Below are 12,592 nucleotides of genomic sequence, written 5' to 3'. Positions count from 1 at the left end.
ATACTTTCAAAGGAATTGAGATATAAAAGAAACAATAGCGAATATGGTAATGTTTAAAATCAAAAAGTACAGCCTTCTATCAGGTTTATCTTTGATAATTAGCAAATATAATTGAGTAACTAAACCTAGGGCGTGTTGATCTTTCGCGATGATTTTTGCAACAGTTTGTTTGGTATTTATACAAAGCATTGCGAATGATATGTGGTTATTCCACCTTAATGAGCAAAAATGTAGTAGAAATGACAAACAAATGTTGCCCGAAGGGTTCAATTAAAAGCCATTTTTTATTCGTTGTTCGCTATTTACATGGAACAACCATGCTACTTAGCTCACGCCTTGAATAAATGACTTTTATTTTGAACAAAATTTAAACTCGAAAGATCAACACGCCCTATTTATTACATTTATAATCCCATGTTCATTCACACATTTACCATCATAAATTAAAAAAAGCTTAATTTAACAGTCACGCATTAACAATCACGCTTTAACAAAAATGCACCTTAACAGACACATTTTAGCAATCGCATAAGTCCCAATAAATTTTTCGATTAAATTTTTTCGCCATACACAGGTTTAAATCTTTAAAGGTGATCACTTTTTCATGCTCGCCACCTAAACATTGCCAAATAAATCGATGGCAATTATTGTCAAGGACATGATATTTACGCGCTTGAAAAATTTGAGCAATAGCTTTATCTGCCGCACTAGCACAAGCTAGCGGTGTAGCATTTGAATCACAGGCAATAAAAATATGTTTACCTGAACGCTCTTTCGTAAACCGTTTCACTGAAATAGGCTTAATTAAGCCTTCACCATCTAATTCAATAATAGTGTCATCATCTACCCAAATCCCCGTATGATCTAACACGCCTCCAATGCCACAACAGACAATTGAACCAACGGCTGGCTTAACCCGTTGTTCGGTCGAAAAATAATCAGAAGGATAAATAGCAATAGGTGATTCGTGGCGTTCTAAATCCATTAAGCTTTGCACTTTACGATAGCGGCTACGTTGTTTTTGTTGTGCTTTTCTATCATCAGCTGCACTTTTTACCGCAAAGGCAGAAACAGCTGCGGCGCCAAGCCATAAAAGTGGTAACGGCATAATAATCCCCTTAGATAACTGAATGAGATGTGTGATTTATCAACGGCTAATAACAAGATTATCGTTTATTTTAATTATTGCTATAAAAAAGTTGCAAGAAACTGTTTCAAAAGCCGTGATAATTGGCAACAATGGGACTGTATTTAGTAGTTAACTCATTCACTTATCGCCGTTAAAAGTAGTAAATTATGAAAAGCGTAAAAAAATCATCCAAGCTCAATAATGTCTGTTACGAAATACGTGGGCAAATTGCTGCGGAAGCACGTCGTTTAGAAGACGAAGGTCATAAAATTTTAAAGCTGAATATTGGCAACCCTGCCCCTTTTGGTTTTGAAGCCCCTGATGATATTTTAAAAGACGTTATTCATAATTTACCTACCGCGCAAGGTTACTGTGAATCAAAAGGTATTTATCCAGCACGTGTTGCTGTTATGCAATATTTTCAACAAAATGGCATTCTTGATGTCAGTGTTGATGATATTTATATTGGCAATGGAGTTAGTGAGTTAATCGTGATGGCTATGCAAGGCTTACTAAACGATGGTGATGAAGTGCTCATTCCTGCACCTGACTACCCTTTGTGGACAGCATCTGTCGCACTATCTGGCGGTAAAGCCATTCATTATCGCTGTAATGAAGAGAACCAATGGTTTCCTGATTTAGCAGATATTGAAAGTAAAATCACTAAAAACACCAAAGCAATTGTTTTAATTAACCCAAATAACCCAACCGGGGCTGTTTATACTGAAGAAGTATTACAAGGCATTTTAGCATTGGCTAGAAAACATCAACTCATTGTTTTTAGTGATGAAATTTACGATAAAATTTTATATGACCAAGCAAAGCATATTCCGACAGCAAGTCTTGCTAACGACGTATTAATCATTACGATGGGCGGCTTATCAAAAAATTACCGTATTGCTGGTTTTAGAGCAGGTTGGATGGTAATTACCGGCCCTAAGATTCATGCTGAAGATTTTTTAGAAGGGCTAAATATTCTTTCATCGATGCGACTTTGTGCCAACGTCCCTTGTCAACATGCCATTCAAACAGCATTAGGCGGATATCAAAGTATTAACGAATTAATAAAAGACGATGGCCGTTTAATTAAACAACGTAATCTCGCCCACAAAATGCTCAATGATATTGATGGTTTATCCTGTAATCCTGCGATGGGCGCATTGTATTTGTTTGTAAAAGTTGATGCGGAAAAATTTAATATCAGCAATGATGAAAAAATGGTGTTAGATTTATTAAAACAAGAGAAGATTCTCGTGGTGCATGGCAGTGGTTTTAATATTGAAGAAAAAAATTATTTTAGACTGGTATTTTTACCTCACGTAGAAGAATTGACGTTAGCCATTGAAAAAATTAAAAATTTCTTCAAAAATTATCGTCAAGAATAAACTCAACTAGAAAGGAAGTAATATGGCCAGTAATGAAGTCAGCACACAAAGCACCTTCCTAGCTTGGATGTTTAGAATGCCGTTAATCAAAAGATGGGCATTAATGTTTTGCGTAAAACCTGAAAACGTTGCTGAACATTCTCATCAAGTCGCAATTGTTGCTCATTTATTGGCGATTATAAAAAATAAAAAATTTAATGGCGAGGTTAATGCTGACAGAGTCGCCACTATAGCTTTATATCATGAAGCCAGTGAAACTCGTTACGGAGATATTGTAAGTCCAACCAAATACGCCAATAAAGAAATAGCAAGAGAATTTAAAAAGATTGAACGACTAGCCGAACAAGAATGTTTATCGTCTTTACCACAAGAGTTTCAAGCATTATTCGAAGATATTATTGTTCAAGATAATGTAGACGATGAGTATAAAAAAATAGTTAAAGCGGCTGATATTTTAGTTGCTTACATTAAAGCTTTAGATGAATTAAATCATCACAATCATGAATTTGACCATGTTGAAGAGCGTTTAGAAAAAAAATTAAACCAAATTAAACGTGACATGCCAGAAGTAGCGTATTTTCTTGATACTTTTTTAAACGCTTGTTCAGCGACTGTTGATAAACTCACGAAATCTTAGCGTTAATAAAACGCTTATATAAACTGCTTAATAAAGAGTTAAGCTGTGGTCGCTAAAAGCGGCGCTTTGACTATCGCAGTTTGTACAGATTTCAACCATTCATTAACATTAAATGCTAGGCGATTTTCTTTATCTTGGGTACTTTCTGTTTGCTTTTTAAGTTGGTGTTGTTGCTGACAGTATAAACGGGTATTAGATAATACCGTCGCACTTATATGTGTTTTATCGTCTCTAAAAGCTAACGGTTGCGGTGTTAACGCTTGAGTTAAGTGAAGAGTAGATAATTGTTGTTGTTCAATTAATTTCGCTTGTGAAAACTCATTGATTTGTTCCATATTTTCAAGAGCTAAGCGTTGTTTTTTCGGTAATTCAAAGGTTTTTCTTAAAGTATCTTCACTCGTTTTAGCAGGTGAGTTATCCGTGTGAGGTAATTTAAATTGGCTATGTGCTAAAACATCATCGGTTAACATTGAAAGCATCAGCGCAAAATCAGCACGTCTTTCACTGTGTACACAATGATTTAGTTGTTCACCTAATTGTAATTCTTCAACTAATAAGTTGCAGTTAACTGACTGAGTTTCCAATAGATTAAGCTTTATTATTTAACTTAATCTTTATATCGCCTCCTAGACGTAAAACTTTAATGAAATAAGCAATTAAAACAGCTTTCTTTCGATCCATAAAAAGATTGAACTCAGTAATAACACGAAAAAGATAATCAGTTTATTCACATCTGTAAACGTTTCACTGTCGCGCTTTGTATTTGTTTGGTTTTGCTTAGCTATGTTTTCACTCGCAAAATGTTTTAAAGTCTGTTGCCAAGCCAACCAATCGTCTTGAGTAAAATGATAAATAACATGAGATTTATCAAATACTTTTGCTGTATTTTCTTCATGGGTTAAGGTTAATGTTTGCCAGCCCCCTACTTTTGAAAAATAGACACTGCAGTATTTATTTTCGCCTTCAGCCTCAATATATAACGGGGTTTTCTTACTCGCAATCACATGGTTCATTTTTGCAGACTGCATTAATGAGCGTTCCGCTAACCAACAGCGAGTTAATTGTTGCCCTGAAAATGCCAGCTTGTTATCCGACTCTGGTATCCAATACAGAGGGGTTTTATTTCGTGCCAATGATGTGGTTATAAACTGCCAAAATTTGCTGTATTCATGTACTAAGCCATTAGTTTTTAATTGAAAACTTCCATTAACGCTTGTCAGAGCAACGTTACCTTTACCGTTACTATTAGTGATCACTAAAGCTTGCTTTTGCTGATCATACACTAAGGTTTTCGCCTTAAAGTCTTGTAAATTTAAGTGATTAGCCGTTATCGCATGTTTGGTTTTCTGTTCAGATTGATTATTACGCCAATGCAAAAACACCTGTTTTTGTTTCTGTTCAAGTGATTCATTGAAATGATTATTGATCGCTTTTGCTTGAAACATTGAAAGTACAGGCAGTGTTTGTGCGGTATTAGCTGTCATTAATGCTTCGTCCGCAAAAACTAGCACTCCTAACCCATTTTTACTTACCTTATCAATAATATTATGTTGTTCATTTTTAAGCGTTAACAGTGCTTTGCTATCAATCATCAATAAATCAAAGTACGCTAAAACATCACTCGTTATAAACTCATTGAGTGAGGTTAATTTGCCGGCTTTTTTCGTCGCGTCTTGAATGGCTATCGCTGTCTCTTCTGGTAAATTAATACTTTCACTTGTCACATGGTTTTTACTGATTTGCGTAATCGTTAATAATTGCCCACTATTTTCAGTTAACCAATGTTTAAAATATTTGCTTTCATAATTTGGCGATGATTGAACAATCAAAACACGAGGTACAGATGACACAGTAATATTGACCGGTATAGCCTCATCCACTAACACTTTATTGTCTTGTGTTTTACCTGCAGATTTTTCCATCAAGCGAAGTCGATATATGTGCTTACCCATTGTTTTAGGTGTAAAACGAAATGAAAACACTTCATGATGCCTTACGTTTTGCTCTGCTAACACTGCCCCGTTAACATCGATTAATTGCACAAGATGAAGCGCTGATTGCGTTATCTTCTTCTTTGGCTCTTTCTGGCTCTGAGACTGAGGTTGTGATTGAGCAAGCTGTAATTTAGCGCTAAAGGTTATGCTTTCACCTAATACCGCTTCTTTTAACCACTGCGGTGAAATAAAACCAGTTAATAGTTCACTTGAATGATACTCACTGGTCAGAAATTCAAGTTGTTGCCATTGTTGCTTTGTTAACCCATCACCGTATACCGCAAGATGATCTAACTTCGGTTCAAATATCGATAATTCACTCAGGTGATTAATGGCAACTAGGTTTTTATTACATGACTTAGCCAAGTCAACGGCTGTGTTTAATGCTGTGTTAATTGTTGTTTCATTCAAATAATAAATATTTGAATATTGATCACATAACGCGTTATTACTTTTCTTCGCTTGCTCAAAACCTGTGGTGAGTAACATCACCTGATTAGTCTCAAGGTTTTTTATTTGAATAGGTAACACTAATAATGAAACGGCAATAAATGAAACAACATTGGCGATAAATACCAAGAAAAACTTCACGGGCGATAAGTTAAATAAGCGTTGCTTTGCTCGATACACCACGATAATAGTGACAAGCAAAAGTGTGATGATTAAACATAGTTCTAAGAATGAAGGTGAAGGAACAACAACCTTATCTAGCCAAATCATTTACTAACTTCCCTAATTGCCTGTGCCTTTTTAACGCTGCTTTCATTACTTTGTATTAATAACTCATTGTATTTATTGATTAATGTATCATTAAACAAATAATTTATTTTACGAACATTGGGTAAGGCGGTTGGCTTGTCTAACAACTGCCAAAGTTTATTATGAAGGTTTGCAACACAATGTTGGCAATCGGGTAACGCAAAAGAATCAGCTAACAAAATTCGCTCTAATGTCGCGACATCGTTAATTAATGCTGGTCTGTCAATGAACAATTTTTGCATAAACACTTTAACGGCTTTAATAAAAACACGCTGTTCAGGTAATAGCCCAGCCGATTTTTGTGTCGAATTTTCAATATGTAAATATTGATTTAACGCTCGGTATAATTGAGCAACATAGCTTTGTTCGTTATGGTTTAATTTAATACTATCAACTTTATTTTCCGTATTAATATCGCTTAAATCTCCTTGGTAACGGCGCTCTTCACTCACCGGTGGTGGCTCGAACCCTAATCGTTTTACGTAAATTCTTTCCGCTTTTTTCGCCATTTTTAATAAGGCTAACGCTTGCTCTTCAAATGGCAGTGCCTTTTTAGGTTGAGATAACATTAAATATAATTCTGCCTGCCACATATTAGCGATTGATTGCTTCATCAATGCCTTGGGATCTTGACGGCTCATCATGCCAATATCGGTATCTTCATGATTATGAGCATAAGTCTCAATCAATTGACTATATCCAGATTTATCATCACTGGAATGCGCCATTTCAGTTTGACCGGCTACGCCATGATCATGACCGCTTGCTGCTTGCGCTTTCGCTTGTTGATGGTTTTTCTCTTGCTCTTGTTCGGCTTCATTTTCATCATGTTCTTCACCTTCATGATGTTCATCAAAACCAACATCAGCAGGTACTGGACCTGCACCACCTTCATCAAATTCATCTCCCAAGTATTGACCATACTTTTGTTTTAATTCGCTTTGGGCGACACCTAGAAGCTCAGAGGTTTCAACAAAATCCTCTTCCGTTAATTGTTTTTTATCCGCAATTAACTCTTTGGTTTCTATGATGATTTGTCTTTGACTTTTAAAATACTCCGGCATAAAGTCGATTAAAATACCATCGGCCATCACCAGTTGCTCTTCATCTTCTAACCAACGAATAATTTTGGTTTCAGAGCTTGTCAATTGTCGAGTAGGTTGTTTGTTATCCCATGCCTTTACCGTGAAATATAACTCATCACCCGGTTCCATCCCTAATGCATCAAAGTGCCATATTTTTTGATAAACCGCTTGAAACTCATTAGCATCTGTAAGCGGTTGCTTTTCAATAGTATCAAAGGCAAAAACTTGATCTCGAAACTTAACCGACTCCCCTGAGCCTTTTGCAATAGACGCTAATATTTCAACATGGTTAATACCATAATCATCGCTAATATTAACCTTGGTTGTCAGAGAGGTTTGTCCGTTTTTCTCAATTTCAGTAATGGTACTTTTAGGCGATAATATTCTAATCACTGGTTTTTTATCTAAAACAACGCGTAAGGTATGAATTTGCTGAAAGCTTTTATCTTGAGAATAAAGTTTATACAAACCGGTATGTTCAACGACTGACGTGAGAGTAAATTGATTATCGCTAGATAACCGTAATGGTTTTACCTTACCGTCCTCAAATTCAATAAAATACACTTGTTCAATATCTGAAAAGTTGAATTGCCAAGAAACTTCAGAGCCTGCCAATAATTCAATATTTAATTCTCGTTGAATACTTTCTTCAAGCCCCGTGTATTTAGGTGGCGTAATACTCACTTTACTGGCCAATAACGACACCGTTTTTTTATCAGTTAGTGTTGGCTTTACTGTCGACTGACTAACTGGTGTTAATTCAGGCTGATAATATTGAAATTGTTTCAATAAGTTAATAGGTGAAAATACCCACAGGCTAAAACACAAAATAACAGCAGTAATTAGAGAGAAGTAACGATGAAAATGCCCGTTAAGTTTTATATTTTCCTCGTCCGATTTTTCATTATTACTAAGTAACAAAGTTAATTGATGACTAACCTTTTTTTGCTGTAACCGTTGCAAGACATTGAGCGTTTCAATGTTTGACAACACTAATTGAGCACTTTCCTCTAAAGAAGCAAAGTGTCGATTACAGTGCTTTAAAAAGTTTGTTTGATTAATATTGTTAAAGGCTTTACTGCGAATGATGAAGAAATATTTAAGCAATAATATCAAAACAGCTATTGTTATGCCGCTAACAATACTCAATGGCATATTTAAAAAAACAATCGTTTTTATATCATCAAGATAAAATGAAAATAAAAATGAAGCGCTAAAAGCGATTACTACAGCTATCGGCAGAAATTGGCTTAGTGAATTAGCAATAAAATAACGACGTACCTTAGTCAATTGTTCATCAACAAGCGTCATTAATCGCGTTTGATTATCTTGGCTCATTTGGCTAGTTCACTTCTTTTGAATGACGCTTGTTTTTTTAGACTATATTCGGTTAACAAACGCTCCACACACCAACAAAGTATCAATAATACAATCAACCACGAGGTTAAAGATTGCTGATTATAATCTTTTAGTGTTTGTTTGAGTGTGACTTTTAGCCTATGTGACTTATCAAAGGCTGTATTATCACCAGCGGCTAATTGATTAGGCAATTTAGTTTCCAGTGATTCAATTTGAGCTAACGTTAATCGTTGATTTAATCTTGATTGAAGTGCGTCATCGCCACTTGTTAAGAAACTTAAAAGCTGGTGAATAAATTGAGGCTGTTCTGCAACATTGCTCCAACTAGGTTCAAACCGACTATAAAACTGATAAATAACAGCATTTTTTTCAGGTAAAAGCTGCTTTTCTATAATAATTTCACCTTGGTCAGTAAACCATAACGCTTGAGGTTGAAGTTTAGGTTGAGATTGAATATCACCCCCCTTGGCATTTACCTTAAGCCAAGCATCTAACGATGGCTGTTCGCTGCGCTTAACTCGTTTATGTACTAAAGCATCTTCAATGTGCGAGTCATAACTAAAAAGTGAAGTCGTGATTTCATCTAACGATTGAGCAATATTGTCATTAGTTCTGCCATCAAAAAACAATTTTACTCCGCGTTGAATCGCCTCTAGCACAGAAACTGGTGGTTCAGAAGAAGATAAATAAAACAACCAGTCAGCATTCAACATAGTATTTTCAGCCGCTGATGAACTTGTTTCAGTTATCAATAATGCTTGGCTGTCAATAACCTCGAGGGTTAACTCAGGCATGACTGCTTGTTTTATTATCTTAAAGGCTTGTTGCAGTCGTAAGCGAGAATAAACTCTATCCTTATCTAACACGATAACTACATTTAATCCTGAATTTACCGTATTTTCCTCGACGATAGGTTTGTTTTCTAAAACATGCCATTGTATTGGTTGAGTGATTTTTACCGGTTCGCCAATAAAATTCTCAGCTTTGTTATCCGTGTATATATGAAAAGTTGCTTGTTGCGGCAGAGAAAAATGAGCGGTATTGATGGCTTGCCATAAAGGTTTGTTCTGTGATTTTGTTTCTTTTGATGTTGCAGGTTTTTGCCAAGCTAACACTTGACGATGATTTAATTCTTTGAGATTAGAGTCTAATAAATAAGCGCTTTGATTTTCAAGTATTATCGCTAATGCTTGTTTATCAGCAGCTGATGAATGATTTAACCAAGCAGGGCTAATTAAGGCTATATCATTATTCTCATTATGGGTGTTATCAACAAACCAAAGCTGTGCAACCAACAATATGGCAGACACTAACATTAATAAACGTAACAATAATAAAAGCGCTTCTATTAGCTTAATTTCAGTCATTTTTACAGGTTTAACCTGTTGAAAAAACTGTAAGGTACCCACAAAAACAAGTTTACCCTTACTTTTACTTAATAAATGAATGATCACCGGTACCGCTAAAGCCATTAACGCCCATAAATAACTCGGAAAACTCGTGAACCAAGACATATTAACAACTGACCTTTTGTCTTATTTTTAAAAACTGAAACAAGGTTTCATCTAATGGCAGATCAATATTTACTGGCCAATGCTTTATACGTTTAGTGGAAAAAGAGTCTGTTAATTGCTGATTAAATTCGTTACGTGTTTTTAAATAAGCGGCTTTTGCTTGCGTTGATGAAAGGAGTAATTGCTGTTTCGTTTCTAAATCTTCAACTTTAAGTGCCCCCTTAAATGAAAATTCTATTTCATCATTTGATTGCAACTGAATAGCGATAACATCCGTTCTGTCATTGACTAAATCAGCAACAATATTGACCACATCATTTTCATTCGTATTGTCGTATTGATAAAAGTCACTGATCACAAATATAAGTCCGGACTTTTGCATGGAATGTAACTGCGAACGAATGCTACTTGCCGATGGAAAATGCCCGCCACTATTAATTTGCGCTAAATTAATTAACACTTTTTGATAATGTCGTTGCCCCGATAGCGCAGGCAAAAATTGTTTTTGCTGGGTAGATAAGCCTAATAAGCCAACATTATCCCCTTGGTTTTGCCCTAAATATGCCATGGTAGCGGCTAAAAATTGGCTATATTGCAACTTAGTTAAACCACTATTGTTACCTGTGCCAACCGATTTTTGCGCCATAGATGCACTGCTATCGATCACTAACCAAATATTAATATCACTTTCTCGTTCAGCTTCTCGAACAAAATAACGATCAGAGCGAGCAAATAATTTCCAGTCAACTTTAGACAGCTCATCACCAGGCTCATAAACACGATATTGACTAAATTCGATGCCAACGCCTCGTTGTACGCTCGAATGAATACCATGCAAAAATCCTTGCGCAATAGTTTTAGCCACTAAAGGTAAATCTTTTACACGTGATAAGGTTTTAGGATCGATAAAATTTTTCATTGATTACGAATAAAACCTACCATTAAACAAGTGGGCTTATCGGCTGTTTAACATCCGCCAACAACGCTTTGATAACATTATCTGTCGAAATATTTTCCGCTTCTGCTTGAAAGTTTAATAACATACGATGTCTAAGTACGGCGTAGGCGACAAAATTAATATCTGCTAACGTTACTGCATAACGCCCTGACAATAACGCTTTCGCTTTTGCACAAAGTACCAGTGCTTGCCCTGCACGAGGGCCAGCTCCCCATCGAATATAATCATTTACTTTTTCACAACTACTTTTCTGTTCATTGTCTGTTCGTGTCGCTCTTACAATGTCCGTCACATAACCTACAAGTGCGTCAGATATTTCTACCGAGCGGGTTAATTTTTGTAACACCAACATTGCTTCACCTGAGAGCACTTTGCTCAACGTAGCAGAAACATTACCTGTCGTGCGTTTTAAGATCTCTATTTCATCAGAAGCACTCGGATAGCCAACACGGACTAACATTAAAAATCTATCGAGTTGAGCTTCAGGTAAAGGATAAGTACCGGCTTGTTCAACAGGGTTTTGAGTCGCTAAGACAAAAAATGGTTGTGGTAATTGATACGCTTTTCCGCCATAACTCACTGATTTTTCTTGCATCGCTTCAAGTAACGCCGCTTGTGTTTTAGGGGGAGTTCGGTTGATCTCATCAGCCAATAAAATATTAGTAAAAACAGGTCCTTGTTGAAATTTGAAAAAGCGATCACCGCTGTCATGGTCGGTTTCTAAAATTTCGGTGCCAACAATATCACTGGGCATTAAATCAGGTGTAAACTGCACTCGATTAAAATCTAATTCAAGTGTCTTTGCTAAAGAACTTACCATTAATGTTTTCGCAAGCCCCGGTACACCTTCCAATAAACAATGACCACCGGCAAGAATACAGATCAGTAATTCTTCAATAACATCTTGTTGCCCAACAATCACCTTTCCCACTTCATCAATAACGTGCTGTAATTTACTTAACGCTTCTTTTACTTGTTGCTCGTTTAATGCTTCTTCGTTCATAGCTTGCCTATTTTCGTGACTTTTTAATGAGGTTTAGTGTTAATTAGGTGGTCATTGAATAAATGACAATGTTAACGGCAAATCGAGTATTATCTACTTTTAACCAGCGTTTGTTTCGAAAGTCATAATCCCATTCACAACCGAGATCTTTATTACTGTATAACACCGCAATTCGGCCATTAATTTCAATGGCTTTTAAATAATTATGGACAAGATCATCGCCCCAACCATTTAACTCTATAGAAGTTCTTGGTGGCCCATCAAAGGTAAAAAATGATGAATAAATAGCATGATCATTAGGAATTTTTTTTAGTGCTTGTTCACCAAACATTTCTGCCATTTGTTTCTCAAACGTGCGAGCAAACATGCCATCAATATCATGATTACAGTCATCAACAAATACAAAACCACCGTTTTCAACATAGGTCTTAAAGTTTTGTTTTTCTTCATGATTAAATTGCACAAGCCGATGCCCTGCCATATAGCAAAATGGCGAATTAAGCATTTGCGGATCTGACAACGGAATAATGCGCTCTTTTAAATCAACGCGTAAACTGGTGTATTCAATCAGCGAATTTAACACATTGGCCGGCATTCTTTCATCTACTTCCCAATCACCCGATTCATAACTTAATCGCGTGAAATAAAAATCAAAGACAGAAGTTTGTTCTGCATTAACGACATTTGGGATGATGTTTGCTGCTGCGAGTGCTGATAATGACTTTATAAATTGTCTTTTATTCATAATTAGATAAAGAAAATTGAGCAC

10 protein-coding genes are annotated in these 12,592 nt (G+C 36.0%); 2 read left to right on the top strand and 8 right to left on the bottom strand.

What is annotated here, in order from left to right; all coding sequences use genetic code 11:
• Positions 1–517: 517 nt before the first annotated feature.
• Complete coding sequence (locus tag Q4493_RS13680) at positions 518–1,108, bottom strand: hypothetical protein (protein WP_303453660.1); 591 nt, start codon at positions 1,106–1,108, stop codon at positions 518–520.
• Positions 1,109–1,296: 188 nt separating this feature from the next.
• On the opposite strand from Q4493_RS13680, the gene Q4493_RS13675 reads away from it, so the two are divergent.
• Together Q4493_RS13675 and yfbR are read left to right on the top strand one after the other, a co-directional pair.
• On the top strand, positions 1,297–2,514 hold the full coding sequence (locus tag Q4493_RS13675) for a pyridoxal phosphate-dependent aminotransferase (protein ID WP_303453657.1): 1,218 nt from the start codon (positions 1,297–1,299) through the stop codon (positions 2,512–2,514).
• A 22-nt stretch (positions 2,515–2,536) separates the two neighbouring features.
• Positions 2,537–3,151, top strand: coding sequence for a 5'-deoxynucleotidase (gene yfbR / locus Q4493_RS13670; RefSeq protein ID WP_303453654.1), 615 nt, complete (start codon positions 2,537–2,539; stop codon positions 3,149–3,151).
• A 38-nt stretch (positions 3,152–3,189) separates the two neighbouring features.
• On the opposite strand, the gene Q4493_RS13665 is transcribed toward yfbR, so the two are convergent.
• The 7 genes from Q4493_RS13665 to Q4493_RS13635 form a co-directional block, all read right to left on the bottom strand.
• Positions 3,190–3,735, bottom strand: a complete 546-nt coding sequence (locus Q4493_RS13665) for a VC2046/SO_2500 family protein (protein WP_303453651.1) — start codon at positions 3,733–3,735, stop codon at positions 3,190–3,192.
• Between the two features lie 72 nt (positions 3,736–3,807).
• Positions 3,808–5,865 carry a hypothetical protein gene (locus tag Q4493_RS13660; RefSeq protein ID WP_303453648.1) on the bottom strand — a complete coding sequence of 686 codons (2,058 nt, stop codon included), beginning with the start codon at positions 5,863–5,865 and terminating at the stop codon, positions 3,808–3,810.
• Positions 5,862–8,327, bottom strand: coding sequence for a hypothetical protein (locus tag Q4493_RS13655; RefSeq protein WP_303453646.1), 2,466 nt, complete (start codon positions 8,325–8,327; stop codon positions 5,862–5,864). The genes Q4493_RS13660 and Q4493_RS13655 overlap by 4 nt, the downstream gene beginning before the upstream one ends.
• Positions 8,324–9,862 (bottom strand): BatA domain-containing protein, encoded by a 1,539-nt coding sequence (locus tag Q4493_RS13650; protein ID WP_303453643.1) that lies wholly within the window; start codon positions 9,860–9,862, stop codon positions 8,324–8,326. The genes Q4493_RS13655 and Q4493_RS13650 overlap by 4 nt, the downstream gene beginning before the upstream one ends.
• Position 9,863: 1 nt before the next feature.
• Complete coding sequence (locus tag Q4493_RS13645) at positions 9,864–10,781, bottom strand: DUF58 domain-containing protein (RefSeq protein ID WP_303453640.1); 918 nt, start codon at positions 10,779–10,781, stop codon at positions 9,864–9,866.
• 22 nt (positions 10,782–10,803) lie between these two features.
• Positions 10,804–11,823 carry a MoxR family ATPase gene (locus Q4493_RS13640; protein ID WP_303453637.1) on the bottom strand — a complete coding sequence of 340 codons (1,020 nt, stop codon included), beginning with the start codon at positions 11,821–11,823 and terminating at the stop codon, positions 10,804–10,806.
• A 43-nt stretch (positions 11,824–11,866) separates the two neighbouring features.
• A complete protein-coding gene (locus Q4493_RS13635) occupies positions 11,867–12,568 on the bottom strand; it encodes a DUF4159 domain-containing protein (protein WP_303453636.1) in 702 nt (233 codons plus the stop codon).
• Positions 12,569–12,592: the final 24 nt, after the last annotated feature.

The organism is Colwellia sp. 1_MG-2023, assembly GCF_030546755.1.
GTDB lineage: Bacteria > Pseudomonadota > Gammaproteobacteria > Enterobacterales > Alteromonadaceae > Thalassotalea_H.
Note: the sequence above shows the minus strand (reverse complement) of the source record. Positions and strands in the feature narration are given on the sequence as shown.